The following is a 21,318-nucleotide window of genomic DNA, read 5'->3' on the forward strand; positions in this document are numbered from 1 at the left end:
CGCGGCTTTTTTACGGTGTAGGTCTTGAGTGCCAGGACCTACGATTGCCTGGACGCATGTCGTTGACTTCACCATCTGAAAATAAAACCTCCACGCCGCAACTCATCTATCTGGTGTTCGGCGCACAAACCTATCATCAGGAGGCGGTGTTCAGTATCGCCAGCGCCCTGGCCTGCAAGCGTCAGCAACCGGATCAGGCATTCGACATCCAGGTATTCACTGACGACCCACAGCCCTATCAGAATCTACCGGTGCGTATACGTGCCCTGGATGCAGAAACCCGCAAGGCATGGAGCGAGCCTCATGGCTATCATTTCCGCGCCAAGCATGTCGTCGTGCGCCTTGTGCTTGAAGAATCCGAGCGCGCATTACTGATCGATACAGACACCATTTTCAACACCACTCCCTACGCACTCTTCGATCGCGTAAAACCCGGCACGCTGCTCTGCAATGCGATTGCAGGAAGTTACGGCTCGAACCGGGGATCAAAGCTCTACAAAGCGCTGGCGTCGACACTGCAGTCAAGAGGCCTCGCTGACGACCAGATGCCCATGATCAATTCCGGGGTGATTGGTCTGACCCGGGACGATGCCCAGTTGCTGGACAGGTCCATTGCCCTGATGGACGAGTTTTATCCGCTGGCCAATAAAGCCTACAGCCTCGAAGAGTTCTGCCTTGGCATGGCTGCTTACAACAACATGCAGATCGAACAGTGTACGGACCTCGTTCACCATTACTGGAGCCGCAAGCAACTGTTCAGAGCCAAGATAAACGCATGGTTGCTGGAACACGCAGATGATCCTGCCCACAGCAAGGCGCTGGATGATACCCGGCGCGTCAGTACTGTGGTGCCACGTCCGCCCGCCTGGCAGCGTTCGATGTACAAAACGGCGACGCTGTTCGCGCCACGCGAGCAACGTCAGTTTGCCCTTGAGATCCTTTACGGCTGCTACACACACCGCAACAAATTTGATCGGGCGTGCTGCACCGTATGGTGGGACAAAGCTCGAGAAAACGCCGAAAAACGCCAAAAGCAGCCGATGGAATCCGTGCAACTTGAGCAGTGGTTGAATCACTGGGTACTTCGCACATTGCTGGGACCTCGCCGAGAAGCCGTTCACAAACATCTGATGCAGGGTTCTGACCGGTAATTGCGAGAACCTGCTGTACTCCGTCATCAACTAATGGCACCGTTGAGCAGCAGGAAAGCAGCGCTTGGCGTTTGCTCTGTTATACTCCGGCCTTCCCGCCAGGCTTACGCCCGGATGCTCGGTCTTGTTTCAGGCTCCTCGATCACGCCAATAGCGCATCTTCTTTCATTGCGCAGCGTCACGAGATGTACTGAAGACCCAGCAGGACCGGACGGGACTGCGTTCTCCAAAGCTTGAACGAAAACACCGAGCCGCGATCACCTGTTCACCGAACAGCATGGTCGACGCTCAGGCAGTTTCGACGAAGCCTGAACGCCATTCGCGCCAGGCAAGACTTCCCTTTGAGCATAAGCTCTAACTAAAACAGGATTACTCATGTCCTTTGCTTCCCTCGGTCTCTCCGAGGCTCTAGTTCGCGCCATCGAGGCAGCGGGCTATACCCAGCCTACTCCGGTGCAACAGCGGGCCATTCCCGCCGTGTTGCAAGGTCGCGACCTGATGGTTGCCGCCCAGACAGGTACTGGTAAAACCGGTGGTTTCGCCCTTCCGATTCTGGAACGGTTGTTTCCCAACGGTCATCCGGACAAATCTCAACGTCACGGCCCGCGCCAACCCCGCGTACTGGTCCTGACCCCGACTCGCGAACTCGCCGCCCAGGTGCATGACAGCTTCAAGCTGTACGCCCGCGACCTGAAGTTCGTCAGCGCCTGCATCTTCGGTGGCGTCGGCATGAACCCTCAGGTTCAAGCCATGGCCCGTGGCGTAGACGTATTGGTGGCCTGCCCGGGCCGCCTGCTCGATCTGGCCGGTCAAGGCAGTGTCGACCTGTCCCACGTTGAAATCCTCGTGCTCGATGAAGCCGACCGGATGCTCGACATGGGCTTCGTACACGACGTGAAGAAAGTGCTCGCACGTCTGCCCGCCAAGCGTCAGAACCTGCTGTTCTCGGCAACGTTTTCCAACGACATCACGGCGTTGGCAGGCAAGCTGTTGCACAACCCTGAACGCATCGAAGTCACGCCGCCGAACACCACGGTCGAGCGTATCGAGCAACGGGTATTCCGCCTTCCTGCCAACCACAAGCGCTCGCTGCTGGCGCACCTGATCACTCAAGGTGCCTGGGAGCAAGTGCTGGTTTTCACCCGTACCAAACACGGTGCAAACCGTCTGGCCGAGTACCTGGACAAGCACGGCCTGACCGCTGTGGCGATCCACGGTAACAAGAGCCAGAACGCTCGCACCAAAGCGCTGGCCGATTTCAAGGCCGGTGAAGTACGAATCATGGTTGCGACCGATATCGCCGCTCGCGGCCTGGATATCGACCAGTTGCCGCACGTGGTCAACTTCGAGCTGCCAAACGTCGACGAGGACTATGTTCACCGTATCGGCCGTACAGGCCGTGCAGGTCGTAACGGCGAAGCGATTTCGCTCGTTGCTCCGGACGAAGAAAAGCTGCTGAAAAGCATCGAGCGCATGACCAAGCAGAAGATTGCCGATGGCGATCTGATGGGCTTCGACATGTCCGCAGTAGAAGCCGAGAAGCCTGAAGTTCGCGAGCGTCCGGATGTGCGTAACCCACGCAATCCGCGCGGTCCGCGTGGCGATGGTCCGAACGGCGGTGGCGGTGGTCGTAAAGACAAAGGCAAGGATAAGGGCAAGGAAAAACCGGCCGCCGCTGCTGGCGAACGCCCGGCCCGCAAGCCGCGTGAACAGCAGAAGCCTCGCGGTGAAGGCGCTCCGGCTCGTGAACAGCGAGCGTCGAATCCTCGCGCATCTACGCCGCGCCCGGCTGCAGATCGTGCCCCGGACGAGTTTCTGGATGACGAAGTGGATAACTTCGGCAACCGCGCTGATTACGTCAGTCCGTATAAGGACAAGAACCAGGGCCGTGGTCGTCGCTCAGGCGCTCCAGCCACTGGCACAGGCGCGGCGACAGGTGCAGCGCCTGCCGCACGTGGCCCTCGTCCAAGCGGACCGCGCAGCGGCGGCGCAACCACCGGTACACCGCCAGCCAAGCGCAATGGTCCACGTAACGGTGCTCCGCGCGATGGTCAGGCTCGTCGTGACGAGAACCCACGCAACCGTCGTCCGGCCCGCGATGACTCGGCCCGCCAGGAACCGGCAGTTCGCGGTCCTCGCGACAGCCAGAGCCAGCCGCAACCGAAGATCATGCACAAAGAGTCGAAAAGCGATCGGTTCCCGTCCGCTGAACAACTCGACCAGTTGCCAAGCCGCCCACGCGGTGAAAAACCAGCCCTGCTGACCCGCAACCGCGAAGGTTAAGCAAAGCCGGAACAAAAAACGCCCCGACTGGTTCGGGGCGTTTTTGTGTGTGGCTGTCAGTTTTCTGTGGGAGCGGTGCTTGCCCGCGATACATGAGACGCAGCTAGACGACATACCGCGTTATCGTTTATCGCGGGCAAGCACCGCTCCCACAAAAAAACCGTACAGCTCAAGTTATTCCACACAAAAACGCCGACCCTGAGGTCGGCGTTTTTGATCAAACGGAAAGCTTACTTGGCTTGAACGCCTTCGAAGCTGATTTCCAGGTCAAGCGTTTGCGAGGTAGGACCTGGGCCTTTGATGCCGAAGTCGTTCAGGTTAAGCGTCGAAGTACCGTTGAAGCCGGCACGGTAGCCGCCCCATGGATCCTTGCCTTCGCCGTTGAACGTAGCCTTGATCACGATCGGCTTGGTTACGCCGTGCAGGGTCAGGTCGCCGGTCACGTCAGCGGTTTTCTCGCCGGTAGACTTAACAGCGGTAGACACGAACTTGGCCTCAGGATACTTGGCGACGTCTAGGAAGTCCTTGCTGCTGATGTGCTTGTCACGCTCAGCGTGGTTGGTGAACAGGCTGGCAGTTTTCAGCTCAACGTCAATTTTGCTGGCTTCAGGCTTGGCAGCGTCAAAACTGAACTTACCGCTCCAGTCCTTGAACGTACCGTGGATGAAGCTGTAGCCCAAGTGGCTGATTTTGAAGTCAACGAAAGCGTGCTGGCCTTCTTTGTCGATCACGTAATCAGCGGCCATCGCCTGACCGGCAGACAACAGTGCAGTACCAAGAGCCAGTGCGGCGAGAGTCTTCTTCAACATGCTTTTATTCCCGTTTTGGTTGAACAATTAAGCGCGACCCAGCATACGCTTGAGGGTCACATCGCGATCAATGAAGTGGTGTTTCAGTGCAGCAAGACCATGCAGCCCTGCGAAGACCACCAGCACCCAAGCCAGGTACAGGTGAATCCAGCCTGCGGTTTCTGCCTGATCGGGCAGACCACTGACCAGCGCAGGTATTTCAAACAGACCAAATACCGGGATCCCCACACCGTCGGCGGTGGAAATGAGGTAACCGGCGAACATCACGGCAAACAGTCCGACATACAAAAACATGTGCCCCACGTGCGCGCCGATTCGGGTCCACTTGCCATAGCTGGCGAGAGACGGTGGCGGCGGGCTGAGCAAGCGCCAAACAATACGAAACAGCATGATGGCGAATAACGTGATGCCAATGCTTTTGTGCAGATCGGGTCCGGATTTACGCCAGGTGTCGTAATAATCCAGACCTACCATCCACAGCCCTAGCGCGAACAAACCAAACACTGCAACAGCAACGCCCCAGTGCAGCACCATGTTGACCAGACCGTAGCGAGAGGATGAGTTGCGTAACTGCATTGCCATTACCCTGTAGGAATTGATGCCAGACTAGCTTTTTATCTATCGAATGAAAGCGCAAAATTTTGCTTTGAAGTATCGAATAATACGATTGTTACGCTTTTCGCGAATGCCATCACTGCGTTCGCATGCATTGCCAATGATTTTTGATAGATCAAAAAGCGATAACCCGCGTGTTACTCAAGCTCAGCATCGCCAGAATTGCTTCGTAACAAAACCTTGCCATGACCATCGGCTCATCAACGACGATGAGCGGCACTGAGCCCTTTCTTCATCGCGGATAGCGCTGCGGACTCAAGCATCTGCCAGCACGCAAAAGACCCTTAAAAAGTCAAATTACTGACTAAGTCGACGTCCATTAAAATGACACCATTCAATGAATTCGCAATGAGTGACGTTATTCCGACAGATGGAAGCCTTAGGCCATTGTTGTCTCCCTGAATAAGCCTCAGCATTCCCCACAGGCCTACAAGGGATGAGCCTGTGCCTCTCTTGCCCGCGCCCAAATCAATCACTGCAACCCGTCTTCAGACAGTAACGAGCACAGGAGCAGGACTTTTAGATCGCATCGATCAATGGAGCAACACCGCGATGATGACTGTTTATTTTGTCGTTATGACAATGTGCAGTGGTATGGAAGGCTGTGTGGAAGAGCGAAGGGCTGGAGACGCCTACGCATCCCGGGAAGAATGCTTGACCAAGGTGAGTACCATCACGCGACGTAAAGGCGTGAAGTACAAGTGCAGAAGCGAACCGCAGTGGGTTCTCAAAGAAGATCGTCGTGCTGAAGGCAACAAGAGCTTCGCGACGACAGGCGCCAAGTAAGCAATTTCATTTTTTGTAGGCATTGCCTCCTTCCGCAAACACCGACCTGTATTCACCGATGGCAACGCCGTCAACCAGCCAAACAAAAAAGGGCGCGATTTCAAGATCGCGCCCTTTTCGTTTGCTACTGCAGTCCGATCAGTTTTTAGCTTCAGCGGCGGCTTTGGCTTTCGCCTTGGCGGCAGCGGCTTTCTTGTCAGCTTCAATCTGGGCCGGGGTTTTGGCAGGAGCCTTTTTCGCAGGCTCCTTGGTCTGAGTTTTCTTGGCAGGCTCAGCCTTCTTCACAGGTGCCTTTTTGGCGGGCTCGACCTTGGCAGGCTCAGCCTTGACCGGAGCAACAACAGGCGCAACCACTGGCGCTACAGGCTCTGGAGCCGGAGCGGGTGCTGGCTCAGGTGCCTTTTCTACAGGCTTGGCGACAGGCTCCTCAGCACAGCCGAACCAGCACGAGAAGAAACCACCTTTCTCTTTAGCCTTTGTCTCATCAGCCGCTTTGGCTGGCTCAGGCTTTTTGGCTTCGGTCTTGTCAGACGAACCGCCAAACATATTGCTGAAGAAACCACCCTCGTCCTTCTTCGCAGCAGGTGCTGGCGCAGGGACAATCTTGACCGGCTCGAACGACTTGCCAGCAGCCAGGTCCTGAACCTGACTGGAAGCACGTTGACCCGTGCGCAAAGCGCCTTCCACAGTGCCTGGGTACAGCGTATCGGTGTGCTCACCTGCGAATACTACGCGCTGAATCGGCTTTTCCCACACACGCCAGAACTTACTGATCTGCCCTGGCCCGAATGCCAGATACGAACCACCCGTGGACGGGTCAACGCTGTAACGACGGATCTCGTAGCCCGTGTAAGCGCCGCGAGCCTGTGGATAGAACGTATGCAGGCGAATCAGGACCTGATCCACCAGTTGCTTGTCACCGAACGCTTGCATGATCCGCGCGTTATCGCCGGACAGGTTGATCACCACATTGGCGCCGCCCTTGGTCGCAGGCTCGATCCACAGCATGCCCAGACCGGTGTTGCTGAAGATCTCGCCAGACATGCGCGCCTTGCTTTCCCAAACAGGCGTTTTGAACTTGAGCATGATCTGGTCGCGCCAACCGTAGTTAGTGCTCTTGATTGCAGCCATGTGCTGGGCATCCAGCGCAGGCGTCATCTGAATCTTGCTCAATGCCCGAAGCGGCACGGCCAGCACCACGTAATCAGCGCTGTAACCAACTGCGCCCGCCTTGACCGTTACGCCGTCCTTCTCCTGAACGATGGCGGAAACCGGTGAGTTGGTCTTGATGGTTTTGATTTGCTTGGCGAAGGCTTCGGCCAACACCGCGCTGCCTCCTGGCAGACGTGCTGCACGGCGGTCACGGTCGTCAACGTTGCGATAGACCCGCGATTGCTGGGCGAAATACAGCAGCGACAAGCGCGACGGCTCGTCATAGCGGGTACGAATTTCCTGATTGATCAACTGGCGAGCGGTGGCAGGCAGGGTCAGACGATCCAGCCAGTTCGCCACGTTGATCTGATCCAGTGCAAACAGGGTGCTGTTCGACGCCGGGTTTTCCGGGTTGTCGATGGAGCGCGCCAGGTTGTCGAGGGTTTCCTCGTAACGCTTGATCGCTTCGGCAGTCGCCGGTTGCTTGACCGCCAGGTCGGCCTTGCTGAAATACACGCCATCAATCAGGTAGCCCGGCGTGCGGACAAACTCGGGGGCAGGCACGGTGCTCAGCTTGAAGCGGTCCAGATACTGGTTCAGCGCAGGCTGAGCCTTGCTGTTGCCAATCCACTCACTGGTGGCCAGACCCGAACGGCCACCCAGGCTCGGTTTGGCTTCCAGCAGCGTGACTTGCCAGCCTTTGGCTTGCAGCTCGTACGCCGCTGTCAGGCCCGAAAGTCCCCCGCCGACCACGATCGCAGTCTTTTGTTTTTCATTAGCGAGCGCCGAAACGCTGACCAGCCCAACTAAAACGAGCGCACAGGCGCGCAGCCAACCAGAAAGCATTCAGCAGACTCCGAAAAAAGCAGGGAGAGGTTTCGGTAAATGACGCTTGATACGTCACAGAGGCGCGAAGGATACGCCAGCCGCAGCAGGCCTGCCAGTAATGAAATGGTGACCATTCTTGTAGGAGCGCACGAGCACCGCGAGGCCGCGATGGCGGTGCATCAGGCAGATCGCTGTCGCGGCCTCGCGGTGCTCGTGCGCTCCTACAAGGGCTCGGTTTATCACACTAAAGGTTGTTCCACGGCCGGGCATTGCATAGGCTTGCGCGATTGCTCGTCCTCGCACCATGCGAGTCGTTATCCGGAGAAAACCAATGGGCCTGAATGATCAGTGGATGCAGCGCGACCTCAAGGTTCTGTGGCACCCCTGCACCCAGATGAAAGACCACGAAAGCCTGCCGCTGATTCCGATCAAGCGTGGTGAGGGCGTGTGGCTGGAAGATTTCGAAGGCAAACGCTACCTGGATGCTGTCAGTTCCTGGTGGGTCAATGTGTTTGGCCACGCCAACCCGCGCATCAATCAACGCATCAAGGATCAGGTCGACCAGCTGGAACACGTCATCCTTGCCGGCTTCAGTCATCAGCCGGTCATTGAGCTGTCCGAGCGCCTGGTCAAGCTGACACCTGAGGGCCTGACTCGCTGCTTCTATGCCGATAATGGCTCATCCTGCATCGAAGTCGCGCTGAAAATGAGCTTTCACTACTGGCTCAACCGCGGCCAGCCGGACAAGAAACGGTTTGTCACCCTCACCAACAGTTATCACGGCGAAACCATGGCCGCGATGTCAGTGGGCGACGTGCCGTTGTTCACCGAAACCTATAAAGCGTTGCTAATGGACACCATCAAGGTGCCAAGCCCGGATTGCTACCATCGCCCCGAAGGCATGAGCTGGGAAGAACACTCGCGCAACATGTTCGCCACCATGGAGCATGCACTGGCTGAAAACCACGCCACCGTTGCAGCGGTCATCGTTGAGCCTTTGATTCAGGGCGCGGGCGGTATGCGCATGTATCACCCGGTGTACCTCAAGCTGCTGCGTGAGGCTTGTGATCGCTATGGCGTGCATCTGATTCACGATGAAATCGCCGTGGGCTTCGGCCGGACCGGGACTATGTTTGCCTGCGAGCAAGCAGGTATCCGCCCGGATTTCCTGTGTCTGTCCAAGGCTCTGACGGGGGGATATCTGCCATTAGCGGCAGTGTTGACCACCGACGACGTTTACGACGCGTTCTACGACGACTACCCGACGCTTCGCGCCTTCCTGCATTCGCACAGCTACACCGGCAACCCGCTGGCGTGTGCGGCGGCGTTGGCGACGCTGGATATCTTCGAGCAAGACAACGTCATCGAAAACAACAAAGCCCTGGCCCAGCGAATGGCGACGGCCACTGCGCATCTGGTGGATCATCCACATGTCGCCGAAGTGCGCCAGACCGGCATGGCACTGGCCATCGAGATGGTTCAGGACAAAGCGACCAAAACCGCTTATCCATGGCAGGAGCGCCGTGGCTTGCAGGTGTTTCAGCACGCACTGACACGTGGCGCCTTATTGCGTCCGCTGGGCAGCGTGGTGTACTTCCTGCCGCCGTATGTGATCACGCCGGAGCAGATCGACTTCCTCGCCGAAGTCGCGACTGAAGGCATCGACATCGCCACCCGTAAAAGCATCAGCGTTGCCGTGAGAGAGAATTTCCACCCGGATTTTCGTGATCCGGGTTAGTAGCAAGCATTAGATGAAACGCGCCCCCCCTTTGTGGGAGCGAGGCTTGCCCGCGATAAGGCTGGACGCGGTTCACTTTAGATCGCATCCAGCCTTATCGCGGGCAAGCACCGCTCCCACAGGAAAGCACGCAGTGATCCAAAACATTTCAGAGACCCACCATGAGACTGTCACGCTTCTTTATCGACGCCACCCTGAGCCTCGGTGAACACGAACTGCCTGAAGCCCAGGCGCATTACATCGGTCGCGTATTGCGTATGGCTGAAGGCGATGCGCTGCAAGTGTTCGATGGCTCAGGCCATGAGTTTCGCGGCACCTTGCTGGAAGTCGGCAAGAAACGCGTGCGCGTCCAGCTCGACGAAACCTTCCCCGGCCAGACCGAATCGCCGCTGCGTATCCATCTCGGCCAGGGCTTGTCCCGTGGCGAGCGCATGGATTGGGCGATTCAGAAGGCTACCGAACTGGGTGTCACGGAGATTACTCCGATTGTCAGTGAGCGCTGCGAAGTGCGCCTCAAGGACGAACGCGCCGAGAAGCGTCAGGCCCATTGGCAGCAAATCGCGATCAGCGCCTGCGAGCAATGTGGGCGCTCGGTGGTTCCGGTGATTCACCCGCCCATGCCGTTGACCGAATGGCTCAAGCGCAGCGATGCCGAACTCAAGCTCGTGCTACACCCGGTAGCAGAACCGCTGACCAGCCACAGCAAGCCAACCACCCTCGCCTTCCTGATCGGCCCGGAAGGCGGCTTGAACGACGCCGAAGTCGATCAAGCCCAGGACGCTGGTTTCCACGCCGCCCGCCTCGGCCCACGAGTGCTGCGTACCGAAACAGCACCCGTGGTTGCGCTGAGCGTTGCGCAGCAGTTGTGGGGGGATTTTTAATCTTCTTGCAACAGAAGGCCTGTAGGAGCGCACGAGCACCGCGAGGCCGCGATAGCGATTTGTCTGACACACTGCCATCGCGGCCTCGCGGTGCTCGTGCGCTCCTACAGGTTTAGCGCCCTTGGCAAATCAAACCGGCAACTCGGTTTTCCTGCGCCGGGCCTTGGCCGGTTCCGGTCTTGCGCAGGGCAAGAATTGCCCGCGTCCTGGCTGCCCCGACGCCGCGCCATCCCACACCACGTCACCCCGTGAAAGGGTCAGCGCAGGCCAGGCCGTCAAGCGCATACCCGCGTATGGCGTGTAGTCAACGCGGTGGTGCAGGCGATCATTCTGCAACTCGAAATCCAGCCCTTCGTCCCAGATCACCAGATCCGCGTCGGCACCAATCGCGATGCTGCCTTTGCGCGGGTACAAGCCATACAGCCGAGCTGCGTTGGTCGAGGTCAGCGCGACGAACTCCTGCGCCGTAATGCGCCCGGTGCAGACGCCTTCAGACCAGAGCAACGCCATGCGCGTTTCAATGCCGGGGATGCCGTTGGCGACTTCCGAAAACGGCGCATGCTCCCCATGTGCGCGCTTGCCGTCAGGGCCTTCGTAGCGAAACGGAGCATGGTCCGAGGAGAACACCTCAAACGAGCCATTCTGCAGGCCGTCCCAGATGACTTGCTGGTTCGCAGCGTCTCTCGGTGGCGGGCTGCAAATGCATTTGGCGCCTTCAAAACTTTCATCGCAGCCCAATGAGTCAGCGGTCAGAAACAGGTATTGCGGACAGGTTTCAGCGTACACCTTCAAGCCATGGTCCTGCGCCCAGCGAATCTGCTCAATGGCTTCACGCCCCGAAACATGCACGATCAGGATCGGCACATCCACCAGTTCAGCCAGGGCAATCGCGCGGTGAGTGGCTTCGCGCTCCACCAACATAGGCCGCGACGTCGCGTGATAGCGCGGTGCGCTTAACCCCGCCGCCAAAAGACGCTCGGTCAACCAGGCAATGCAATCGCTGTTTTCAGCGTGCAGCATGACCATCGCACCCCGAGCACGCGCAACAGACAACGTCTCAAGGATCTGCCGGTCATCCAGCTTCAGCGCGTCGTAGGTCATGTAGATCTTGAACGAGGTGTAACCCTCAGCGATCAGTTCAGGCAGCTCCCGGCGGAGAACGTCTTCGGTGGGGTCCGTCACGATCAAGTGGAAAGCGTAATCGATCAACGCCTTACCATCCGCTCGCTGGTGATAATCATCGACAGCGGCTCGCAGACTTTGTCCCTTCTGCTGGCAGGCGAACGGGATCACCGTCGTTGTGCCGCCGCAGGCCGCTGAACGGGTCCCGCTTTCGAAATCGTCAGCCATCACCGAGCCGTCGCCGGTGGGCTGATCCAGATGCACATGGCTGTCGATGCCGCCTGGCGTCACCGAGCGACCGGCTGCATCGATCTCCCGGGCAGCGCCTTCCAGCCCCAGACCCAGACCCAGACCCAGACCCAGCGCGACGATCAGCCCGTCTCGAACACCAATATCACTGACAAAACTGTCCGCGGCCGTGATGACTTTGGCGTTGCGAATGACTAAATCAAAAGCCTGCATGGCGCGGTGCTCCTCAAGGTGGGTTTAGCTACGGCTCATCCAGGCCTTGGCAATCTGTTCGCGGGTCGCGAACCAGACACCTTCGTGGCTTTGGGCATATTCAATGAAACGCTTTATCGCCCGCACCCGCCCCGGACGACCAACCATGCGCGGGTGCAAGCCCACCGACATCATGCGCAGGCCGTCGGCAGACTCCTCGTAGAGCACTTCGAAGCTTTCCTTCATGTACTCGAAAAAATCCGACGCCTGGGACAAGCCGGGCGAGTTCCAGTAACGGAAGTCATTCACGTCACTGGTGTACGGCACGACCAGATGCTGCTTGCCTTCAACGTCAACGTAGTACGGCACGTCGTCGTTATAGGCATCGGAGTCGTAGAGAAAACCGCCCTCTTCGGCCACCAGACGCCGGGTTCGCACGCTTGCGCCGTAGCGGCAATACCAACCAACGGGACGCTTGCCGCAGGTGCGCTCGAACGATTCCACGGCAAGACGAATGTGCTCACGCTCTTCGGCTTCGGTCAGGCGGAACACTTCCTCCCAGCGATAGCCGTGACTGCAGACTTCATGGCCCAGCGCGACAGTTGCCTTGGCAACGTCCGGGTTCTGTTCGAACGCAACGGCACAGGCGTGAAAGGTGGACGGCACGCCAGCCTTTTCGAGGATTTCAAGAATCCGCCAGATACCCACCCGCGAGCCGTATTCATACATCGACTCCATCGCCAGATTGCGCACGCCATCAGGGAATTGGTAGCTGCCCCACTCGGTCATGCTTTCCTGATCGGGATCGCCCATTGCCAGCGAGCGCTCGGAGCCTTCTTCATAATTGATGACCAGACTGATTGCCAACCGCGCACCATTAGGCCAGGTGCCTTGAGGACGGTTTTGGCCGTAGCCGACCAGATCGCGAAGGGGTGAAGCCATAAGAGCAATCTCCTGCACAGGCGCAGAGGGTGGGGTTCAGACCGCCAGAATTCGGCTCAGCAGTCGATGTTTTTCAAAGCATCATGATCAGGGCCGCTCATCGACTGACCGTCGCGAAAAGCCAAGCCCATTGCCAGGGTCTGGGCCACGCAGAACGCCGCCGTCAGTGAGCGAAAACCCAGCAATTCCGCATCGTTGACTTCAATGATCACCGCCGCGTGCTGGCCGATCGGGCTGAGCAGGCTGTCGGTAATCGCCACAATAGGTGTACCTGCCGCCACCGCCTGCTGGCAGGCTTCTATGGTTTCCGGGGCATAAGGCGGGAAGCTCACAGCGACCAGAATGTCATCGCTGTGCAGCGCGCCGACTTGCTCGCGCAGTGAACCGCCGAGGCCACTGATGTGGACGGCGCGGCGGCCGACACGACTCAGCGCATAACTCAGGTAACTGGCCATCGGGAATGAACGGCGCATACCCACCACGAACGTCGTCCGTGCGCGTTGCAACAAGGTGATGGCCTGCTCCAGCGCTTCGACTTGCTGACCTTCGGCCAAGTGTTCAAGAGACACGATATTGGCCCGGCTGAACGCAGTCAGAATGGCGCCGACATCGGTCGGATCTTCCAGCAGTTCCTCGCCTTGATAGTGACGAATCCGCTCGCTGAAGCTTGACGAACCCGCCTGTTGCAACGGCGCCTTGAACAATCGCTGCAAGTCGCTGAAACCGTTGAACCCCAGCGCCTTGGCCAGACGAATGAAAGCCGATGAAGCAATCCCCGAGCGCTCCGCCAGCGCGGCCACCGTGTTGAGCGCCACGTCATGGGGATGCTCGGTGAGGTAACACGCCGCATCACGCATGCGCGCGGTCAAGCGATCCTGCTGCTCGACGATAGCCGCACGTAATTCGGCAAGAGTTTGAGGCACTGCAGACATGGAAGGTCGCTCGTAAAATCAGGATGGACGCAAATCGTTGATCGCCTCGGCCAGATGCCTGACCAGACGCTGCATTTCGTCGACCGTGTTGTAGTGCGCAATCGAGACGCGTACCACACCGCCGAACGGGGCCAGGCCCAACTGTTCGATCAAGTGTCGCGCGTAGAAGTCACCGAAGCGAATCCCGATCCCGTGTTCATCAATGCGCCGCACGATGGCTTCCGATTGCACACCCTCCACCACGAAGCTGATGGTCGGCACCCGATCACCCGCGGTCACTTGCGGCTTGCCGATAATCCGCACGCCTGCTGTTTCTCGCAGAAATGACAGCAGTGTTTCGGCGAGCAAATCTTCCTGTACTTCGAACGCATCGAATGCGGCTTGCATGATCTGGCGCGGGCTGCCGCTGGCGCCCAGACGCTGACCGATATCCAGCAGGTATTCATTGATGCCCATGCAGCCGTAAGACAGCTCGTAATTGAGGTTGCCTGGTTGCAGCTTGTAAGGGATCACGTCCTGCCCGATGAAAAAGTGATTGAGGCTCGGCAGCTCCAGCAGCGCCTCACGATGCCCCCAAAGGACCGCGAAGTGCGGGCCGAACACCTTGTAGAAACTGAACACGTAATAATCAGCGCCGCTGGCCTGAACATCCACCAGACGATGGGGCGCATACGCCACGGCATCGACGCACAATTTGCCGCCCACGGCATGCACACGACGGGCGACTTCGGCCACCGGGTTGACGCTGCCCAAGATGTTCGACGCATGGGTCATGGCCACATAGCGGGTACGCGAGCCAAGCAGCGCATCCAGGTCATCGAGCTCCAGCTCCAGCGTTTGCGGATCGACTGACCACACTCGCAACGTCGCACCGCGCTCCTCGCACAGCCGCTGCCACGGACCGATATTCGCTTCGTGATCGCTGTGGGTGACGATGATTTCGTCGCCACTGTTGATCGACGGCGCAACAGCACGGCAAAGGATTTGCAGCAGATGCGTGGTCGAGCCGCCCATCACGCATTCTTCGGGGTGATACGCGTTGATCAGTTGCGCCACGGACTCCCGGGCTTGCAGCACCAACGCACCGGCTGAAGCCGATCCGTTGTAGGACGCGCCCAATTGCACGCTGCTGTGAATCAGGTAGTCGCGGACGCGATCAGCCACCCGCCCAAGCACCGCCGAACCACCGGCGTTGTCCAGATAGGCAAAACCATCAGCCAGCATGGGGAACTGGCGGCGAACATAATCGATATCGAGGGCGTTCAATTGGGCAGTCTCCAAAAGGAATCAGTGGTGCAGGATGGCCTGCAAAAAGGCCTGGGTCCGCGGCTCGCGAGGGGCCGTGAAAAAATCATGCGGATTGTTCTGTTCGATGATCCGGCCGCTTTCCATGAAGATCACCCGGTCTGCGACTTTGCGGGCGAAGCCCATTTCGTGGGTGACCACGACCATGGTCACGCCTGAGCGCGCAAGGTTCTGCATGACGTCGAGCACCTCACCGACCATTTCCGGGTCCAGCGCAGAAGTCGGCTCGTCGAACAGGATCACCCGAGGCTCCATGGCCATGGTCCGGGCAATTGCCACGCGCTGTTGCTGACCACCGGAAAGCTGGCTGGGGTATTTTTCGGCATGCGCGCTCATGCCGACTTTTTCCAGCAACACGTGCGCACGAGCCTGCGCATCGCGACGTGATAAACCGCGCACTCGCACCGGCGCCAGCGCCACATTGGCCAGCACCGTCATGTGCGGGTAGAGATTGAAATTCTGGAAGACCATGCCGACTTCACAACGGATACCCGCCAGCTTCGGACCGGTCTCGACCCGCTGATCCGCGACTCGAATCTCGCCTTCCTGGTATTGCTCCAGCAAGTTGATGCAGCGGATCAACGTCGACTTGCCTGAGCCTGACGGTCCGAGAATCACCACCACTTCGCCCTGCTCCACCGACAGATTAATGTCCGCCAGCGCCTGGAACCGGCCATAGAACTTGGCGACGCCTTCGATCTCGATGACTGCACTCATCCGTTCTTCCTCCCCGCACTGTTGCGCCGCTCGACCCAACTCACCAGCTGCACCAAGGGCAGCAGCAACAACAGATACATAATCGCAGCCCCCACCAGCGGTGTCGGGTTGGCAGACAGTGCCTGCGCCTGTGTTGCCTGTTTGAGCAGATCCGGCATGGCAACCACCGAAGCGAGCGCCGTGTCCTTCATGACGTTGATGCAGTTGCTGGTCATCGGTGGCAGCACAATTCGCATGGCCTGCGGCAAAATCACATCGCGCATGGTGTTGAAAAAGCTCATGCCCTGCGAGGCCGCCGCTTCGAATTGCCCACGGGGAATGGCTTCGATGCCGGAGCGAAAAATCTCAGCTGAGTAAGCACTCGACACCAGCGATAACGCTGCCACCGCTGCGGCGAACGAGGACAGACGAATCCCCACAAACGGCAGCGCGTAGTAGATCAACACCAGGAACACCAGCAACGGAATCGAGCGCATCACATCGATGTAGATCCGTGCCAGCAGCCGGATCGGTGCATAGCCATAGAGTCGAAGCATGGCCAGCAGCAAGCCGCCGACCAGACCGAGAATGATACTGACCACGCCAAGCAACACCGTCACCCCGAGGCCCCGCAGCATCTGCGGCAGTGCGTCGACAAACACACCCCAGTTGAAGAAAGTCTGGACCAGCTCCATCAGGACTCCTTGGTGACAGCGCCAGGCGCCGGGTTTAAAACGTCAGTCGCTAACTGAAGGGCTTATTTCAGAACGTCGACAACCTTGACTGTGCTGGACTCTGGATCGGCGTCTGCGCCAAACCACTTCTTGTGCAAGTCAGCAATCACGCCTTCTTTTTTCATGGCGGTGATGATGTCGTTGACCTGAGTCGCCGACGCCCAGCCTTTAGCGTGCATCAACGAGTACTTCTCACCGGTGGGAATGCGGGCAACCACCCGGTATTGCGGTTTGTCCTTGATGTAATAGAGCACGGCTGGGATATCGCTGATGTAGCCGTCCATACGCCCGGAAGCCAGATCGAGCATCGCAGGGGAAAGCCCTTCGTAGCGGGAGACATCGCCAAACTTGTACTCGGCCTGATGCGCAGTAACCCACATGTCGCCGGTCGAACCGGTGTCTACGCCGACCACTTTGCCCTGCATGCCTTTGAGGCCATCGATGCCCGATTTGGTCAGCACCGACAACGACTGATCACTGTCGTAATACGGCTGAGCGAAACCCACTGATTCAAGACGCTTTGGGGTAATGGTGATCGACGAAATGGCAATGTCTGCACGCTTGGACTGCACGGCGCTGAACAGGCCATTGAAAGGGATATTTACAAACTCGACCGTCTTGCCGGCCCGCTTGGCGACTTCTTTGACCACATCGACTTCAAAGCCGACGATCTCGCCTTTGGCGTCCTGAAACTCCCACGGAACGTTGCCGACGTTGGCACCCACCGTCCAGTCCGCCGCCCAGGTAGACGCCGAAAACGCAGTGGCCACCGCCATACTCAAGAGTACTTTCACGTTCATCTTTTGCTCCCGGTCTCAGTCGTTGCAAGAAGTCGCCAGCAGGCGGGTCGAGCAACAGACTAGGAGCAAGAATCAAATAATTCAACAGTTTTAAATAATGAATCAAATGCTTCAATGCAGTGCAAAAGCCTGCCGATTTTGGTGCGCCCGCACAGGGCGGCGCGCTACGGCGAGGGTTAGTGGGAAATCGGTTGGAAGCGTACAACGGTGTGCACTGATGCGGGGCGTCAGGTGAATCGATATTTCTGCGCTGTCTCGCGGCAAACCGCGCACCTGTAGGAGCGCACGAGCACCGCGAGGCCGCGATAACGGTATGTCAGACAGGCCGCCATCGCTGCCTCGCGTTGCTCGTGAGCTTCTACAGAAAACATTCCAAAGCAGTTAGCTACAGCTTCGTGGATCGGCTACTTACAACACATAAAAACAAATCGCCACGAAGTGCAGCAGACTCCCGGCAATCACGAACAGGTGCCAGATGCCATGCCAATGGCGAAAGCGGGTGTCGTAGGCGAAGAAGATGATGCCGATGGTGTACAGCGCGCCGCCTGCTGCCAGCCATGTAAAGCCTGCCGTGCCAAGCGCCGCGATCAGGGGTTTGACGGCCACCAGCACGATCCAGCCCATGACCGCGTAAATCACGATGGACATGATCCGCGCTTCGGATCGCGGCTTTATTTCCTGGAGGATACCGATCACCGCCAGCCCCCACACCACGCCGAATAACGTCCAGCCCCAGGGGCCGCGCAAGGTCACCAGACAAAATGGCGTGTAACTGCCCGCGATCAGCAAGTAGATCGAAAAGTGATCAACTTTCTGCATGATCGCTTTCGTACGCCCTCGGACGCTGTGGTACACGGTGGACGCGCTGTACAGCGCCACCAGCGTCACGCCGTAGATCGCGACGCTGACTATCTTCCAGATATCACCCTGAAGACTGGCAACCGCCAGCAACCAGACGGCCCCGATCAAAGCTAGCACCGCACCGACCAGGTGGGACCACGCGTTGAATTTTTCTCCGTAATACATCCGCACACTACCTCGTAGTTCTGAACTGCAGCGCAAGGCTCTAGCTTAGGGACGTAAAGTGCAAGCCATGCGTTAGCCAAACAGTTTTTTATTACAGCCAGTGGCTATCTAAATGTGCACAATCGGGGCACTCAAACAAGATGCCTCACGACATGCAAATCGACGATGAGTTGACCCTGAAAAAGCTGGAAATATTCCTGGCCTTCATGCGCACCGGCAACCTGACCAAAGCGGCCGCTGACCTGAACACCAGCAATGTCAGCGTGCACCGTGCGATTCACTCGCTGGAAAGTGCCTTGCGCTGCCCGCTGTTCAAGCATGAAGGCCGCAACCTGACGCCGCTGGAAAGCGCTTATGTGCTGGAGGAGCGAGCACAGAAACTGATCCAGGACGTGCTCGCCACGGTGGAGCTGACTCGACAGGCCGCCGGATTTTCTGCCGCACGCTTCAAACTCGGCTCGCTGTATTCGCTGACAGTGAAGACGGTGCCGCAGTTGATCATGGGCCTGAAGATCCGCCGCAGCGAGCTCAACATCGACTTGATCATGGGCTCCAACATCGACCTGTTCTACAAGCTCAAGAACATGGAAGTGGATGCGATCCTGGTATCGCTGGACGAGAGCGTCAACGACCCGGATTGCGAGCATCTGCCGCTGTTTTCCGACGACATTTTTCTCGCCGCCCCGGCCGACTCGCCATTCTCGCAACACCGCGAAGTGGACCTGAGTGACCTGCGCGAAGCGACGTTCATTACCCTGACCCAGGGCTTCGCCACCCATCGCGATGGCATCCGGGTTTTTCAGCAGGCAGGGTTCGAACCGAAGGTAGCGATGCAGGTGAACGACATCTTCACCTTGCTGAGCATGGTCAGCTCAGGCGTGGGCTATGCGCTGTTGCCGGGGCGTATTGCAGCAGTTTACGAAAACCGGGTGAAGCTGATCCCGTTGCAAGAGCGCTACCGCATGCAACAGCACATCGGCATGGTGTTTCTCAAGTCGAAGGAGCGCGATCCGAATCTATTGGCGTTGATTGCCGAGGGGCGGATGTATTCAAACCGTCATACGAACCTGTAGGAGCCAACTTGTAATGGCGAGAGGGCCTGACACGGTTCTCCAGGCACGCCGCCTCGCGAACAAGTTCGCTCCTACCCAGGAATTGCGCAGGTTCAACCCTTTTTAAAGGTAGGAGCCAACTTGTTGGCGAGAGGGTTTGACGCGGTTCTCCAGGCACACCGCCTCGCGAACAAGTTCGCTCCTACCCCGGCAAAACGCGCAGATTCAACACTTTTAAAGGCAGGAGCCAACTTGTTGGCGAGAGGGCCTGACACAGTTCTCCAGGCACACCGCCTCGCGAACAAGTTCGCTCCTACCTCGGCATTGCGCAGGTTCAACACTTTTAAAGGTAGGAGCCAACTTGTTGGCGAGAGGGCCTGACGCGGTTCTTCAGGCACGCCGCCTCGCGAACAAGTTCGCTCCTACCCGGCAAAACGCGCAGGTTCAACACTTTTTAAAGGTAGGAGCCAACTTGTTGGCGAGAGGGTTTGACGCGGTTCTCCAGGCACACCGCCTCGCGAACAAGTTCGCTCCTACCCCGGCAAAACGCGCAGGTTCAACCCTTTTTAAAGGTAGGAGCCAACTTGTTGGCGAGAGGGTTTGACGCGGTTCTCCAGGCACACCGCCTCGCGAACAAGTTCGCTCCTACCCAAGCATTGCGCAGTCTCAGGCTCACCGCGCTCGAAGGTAGGAGGCAACTTGTTGGCGAGAGGGCCTGACACGGTTCTCCAGGCACGCCGCCTCGCGAACAAGTTCGCTTCAACCGTTCCATCACCCGACGATAGCGCGCACTATGAAGTACAACAACGACGGCCCCAGCAAGCAGCCCAGACCGGTGTGGAACGTGGCAGTCAGTGCGCCGTAAGGCACCAGTCGCCGATCCGTTGCGGCAAGACCCGCCGTCACACCGCTGACAGTCCCCGCCAGACCGCCGAAGACCATCGCCGAGCGCGGGTTATCCAGGCCCATCCAGCGCGCCGCCATCGGTGTGCCGACCATCACGATAATCGCCTTGATCAAACCGGTTGCGATCGACAGCGCCATCACATCCGATGTCGCACCCAATGCCGCACCAGTGACCGGGCCGACGATGTAGGTCACTGCACCCGCGCCGATGGTGGTCATGCTCACCGCATCGCGATAGCCAAACACCCAGGCAATGCTCGCGCCGACAATGAACGGCAGGATCGTACCGAGCAGCAAGGCAATCACACCGATCAAACCGGCTTTACGTGCTTCAGTCGCCTGCACTTCAAACGCCGTGGCAACGATAGCGAAGTCACGCAACATGGCGCCGCCCATCAAGCCAATGCCGGAAAACAACGTGACGTCCGCCAGGCCTTTCTGCCCGCCGGTCATCGTGCCGCCGACCCACGCCAGAATCAGGCCGATCACGATGGCGATAGCTGATCCATGCACCCGACCGAACGTCAGGCGTTTGGAGAGCACGACAGAAATCCACATCACCACGCCGACGAATGCGAACGCAGTCACCAGCCCGTTGCTGATCAAGCCTTTATCAATAATTTCCCACATATCAGCGGCTCCCTGCTGGTGCTGGCGATGAGGTTGGCGTCGGCGTGATGCCCGGAATGATCACCGGCTCTTCCGGAGGCAGCGGCTCGCCCTTGTTGATGCGGCTGATCAAGGCAATGGTGCAACCGCACAAGACCACCGAGCCCACGGCTGCAAGTACGGCGACAGGGCCGCCTTTGAGGGCCGTGACAACGTTTTGCTGAGCCGCCATCGCGACCACCACCGGGATGTACATGGCGCCCCAGAAACCGACACCCATCTCGCATTCCTTGCTCATGCCGCCGCGTTTCTCCATCCACAAACGGGCGCAGATCAGCAGGATCATCGCGATCCCGACACCGCCCACGTTGGATTTGACGCCCAGCATTACGCCAAGCAAGTCACCGAGAATCACCCCTGCAAGCATGCAGATAGCCAGCAGTGCTACACCGTAGATAATCATTATTGTTATTCCTCAGTTTGCCTTACGAAGTTGTTGTTTTTGTTCTT

Annotated in this window: 19 protein-coding genes; 6 read left to right on the plus strand and 13 right to left on the minus strand. The window is 58.3% G+C overall.

Annotated features, from left to right (window positions below):
- The first annotated feature begins 56 nt into the window (after positions 1 to 56).
- Together CKW31_RS02005 and CKW31_RS02010 are read left to right on the plus strand one after the other, a co-directional pair.
- Complete coding sequence (locus CKW31_RS02005; protein WP_095092745.1) at positions 57 to 1,151, plus strand: hypothetical protein; 1,095 nt, start codon at positions 57 to 59, stop codon at positions 1,149 to 1,151.
- Positions 1,152 to 1,526: 375 nt separating this feature from the next.
- The gene (locus tag CKW31_RS02010) at positions 1,527 to 3,434 is read left to right on the plus strand and encodes a DEAD/DEAH box helicase (protein WP_095092747.1); all 1,908 of its coding nucleotides are present in this window, start codon (positions 1,527 to 1,529) and stop codon (positions 3,432 to 3,434) included.
- 230 nt (positions 3,435 to 3,664) lie between these two features.
- Here CKW31_RS02010 and CKW31_RS02015 read toward each other — a convergent pair whose 3' ends face one another.
- Positions 3,665 to 4,243, minus strand: coding sequence for a YceI family protein (locus tag CKW31_RS02015; protein WP_095092749.1), 579 nt, complete (start codon positions 4,241 to 4,243; stop codon positions 3,665 to 3,667).
- Between the two features lie 27 nt (positions 4,244 to 4,270).
- Positions 4,271 to 4,819 (minus strand): cytochrome b, encoded by a 549-nt coding sequence (locus CKW31_RS02020; protein WP_095092751.1) that lies wholly within the window; start codon positions 4,817 to 4,819, stop codon positions 4,271 to 4,273.
- Between the two features lie 693 nt (positions 4,820 to 5,512).
- On the opposite strand from CKW31_RS02020, the gene CKW31_RS30005 reads away from it, so the two are divergent.
- Positions 5,513 to 5,644 carry a hypothetical protein gene (locus tag CKW31_RS30005; RefSeq protein ID WP_256582464.1) on the plus strand — a complete coding sequence of 44 codons (132 nt, stop codon included), beginning with the start codon at positions 5,513 to 5,515 and terminating at the stop codon, positions 5,642 to 5,644.
- Between the two features lie 138 nt (positions 5,645 to 5,782).
- On the opposite strand, the gene CKW31_RS02030 is transcribed toward CKW31_RS30005, so the two are convergent.
- Complete coding sequence (locus CKW31_RS02030; RefSeq protein WP_095092755.1) at positions 5,783 to 7,642, minus strand: flavin monoamine oxidase family protein; 1,860 nt, start codon at positions 7,640 to 7,642, stop codon at positions 5,783 to 5,785.
- Between the two features lie 313 nt (positions 7,643 to 7,955).
- Between CKW31_RS02030 and CKW31_RS02035 the strand changes: the two genes are divergently transcribed.
- Positions 7,956 to 9,362, plus strand: a complete 1,407-nt coding sequence (locus CKW31_RS02035) for an adenosylmethionine--8-amino-7-oxononanoate transaminase (RefSeq protein WP_095092757.1) — start codon at positions 7,956 to 7,958, stop codon at positions 9,360 to 9,362.
- A 161-nt stretch (positions 9,363 to 9,523) separates the two neighbouring features.
- Positions 9,524 to 10,243, plus strand: coding sequence for a 16S rRNA (uracil(1498)-N(3))-methyltransferase (locus tag CKW31_RS02040; RefSeq protein WP_095092759.1), 720 nt, complete (start codon positions 9,524 to 9,526; stop codon positions 10,241 to 10,243).
- A 129-nt stretch (positions 10,244 to 10,372) separates the two neighbouring features.
- Here the strand turns inward: CKW31_RS02040 and hydA are convergent, their stop codons facing one another.
- The 8 genes from hydA to CKW31_RS02080 all read right to left on the minus strand — a co-directional run bounded on the left by hydA (position 10,373) and on the right by CKW31_RS02080 (position 18,241).
- Entirely contained in the window at positions 10,373 to 11,827 is a 1,455-nt protein-coding gene (gene hydA / locus CKW31_RS02045) for a dihydropyrimidinase (protein WP_095092760.1), read from the minus strand.
- 24 nt (positions 11,828 to 11,851) lie between these two features.
- Positions 11,852 to 12,748, minus strand: coding sequence for an allantoinase PuuE (locus CKW31_RS02050; protein ID WP_095092762.1), 897 nt, complete (start codon positions 12,746 to 12,748; stop codon positions 11,852 to 11,854).
- Between the two features lie 56 nt (positions 12,749 to 12,804).
- Positions 12,805 to 13,680 (minus strand): MurR/RpiR family transcriptional regulator, encoded by an 876-nt coding sequence (locus CKW31_RS02055; RefSeq protein WP_095092764.1) that lies wholly within the window; start codon positions 13,678 to 13,680, stop codon positions 12,805 to 12,807.
- Positions 13,681 to 13,698: 18 nt separating this feature from the next.
- Positions 13,699 to 14,946, minus strand: a complete 1,248-nt coding sequence (locus tag CKW31_RS02060; protein ID WP_095092766.1) for a cysteine desulfurase-like protein — start codon at positions 14,944 to 14,946, stop codon at positions 13,699 to 13,701.
- 21 nt (positions 14,947 to 14,967) lie between these two features.
- On the minus strand, positions 14,968 to 15,702 hold the full coding sequence (locus tag CKW31_RS02065) for an amino acid ABC transporter ATP-binding protein (protein ID WP_095092768.1): 735 nt from the start codon (positions 15,700 to 15,702) through the stop codon (positions 14,968 to 14,970).
- Positions 15,699 to 16,376, minus strand: coding sequence for an amino acid ABC transporter permease (locus CKW31_RS02070; RefSeq protein ID WP_095092770.1), 678 nt, complete (start codon positions 16,374 to 16,376; stop codon positions 15,699 to 15,701). Before CKW31_RS02070 ends, CKW31_RS02065 begins: the two co-directional genes overlap by 4 nt.
- Before the next feature lie 62 nt (positions 16,377 to 16,438).
- On the minus strand, positions 16,439 to 17,215 hold the full coding sequence (locus tag CKW31_RS02075) for a transporter substrate-binding domain-containing protein (protein ID WP_087265699.1): 777 nt from the start codon (positions 17,213 to 17,215) through the stop codon (positions 16,439 to 16,441).
- Positions 17,216 to 17,623: 408 nt separating this feature from the next.
- The gene (locus tag CKW31_RS02080; RefSeq protein WP_095092772.1) at positions 17,624 to 18,241 is read right to left on the minus strand and encodes a hemolysin III family protein; all 618 of its coding nucleotides are present in this window, start codon (positions 18,239 to 18,241) and stop codon (positions 17,624 to 17,626) included.
- 152 nt (positions 18,242 to 18,393) lie between these two features.
- On the opposite strand from CKW31_RS02080, the gene CKW31_RS02085 reads away from it, so the two are divergent.
- Positions 18,394 to 19,314, plus strand: a complete 921-nt coding sequence (locus CKW31_RS02085; protein ID WP_095092774.1) for a LysR substrate-binding domain-containing protein — start codon at positions 18,394 to 18,396, stop codon at positions 19,312 to 19,314.
- Positions 19,315 to 20,064: 750 nt separating this feature from the next.
- Here CKW31_RS02085 and madM read toward each other — a convergent pair.
- Positions 20,065 to 20,829, minus strand: coding sequence for a malonate transporter subunit MadM (gene madM / locus CKW31_RS02100; protein ID WP_095092779.1), 765 nt, complete (start codon positions 20,827 to 20,829; stop codon positions 20,065 to 20,067).
- Position 20,830: 1 nt separating this feature from the next.
- Positions 20,831 to 21,271 carry a malonate transporter subunit MadL gene (gene madL / locus CKW31_RS02105; RefSeq protein WP_095092781.1) on the minus strand — a complete coding sequence of 147 codons (441 nt, stop codon included), beginning with the start codon at positions 21,269 to 21,271 and terminating at the stop codon, positions 20,831 to 20,833.
- Positions 21,272 to 21,318: the final 47 nt, after the last annotated feature.

Source organism: Pseudomonas sp. Irchel 3A5 (genome assembly GCF_900187575.1).
In the GTDB taxonomy this organism is placed as follows: domain Bacteria; phylum Pseudomonadota; class Gammaproteobacteria; order Pseudomonadales; family Pseudomonadaceae; genus Aquipseudomonas; species Aquipseudomonas folii.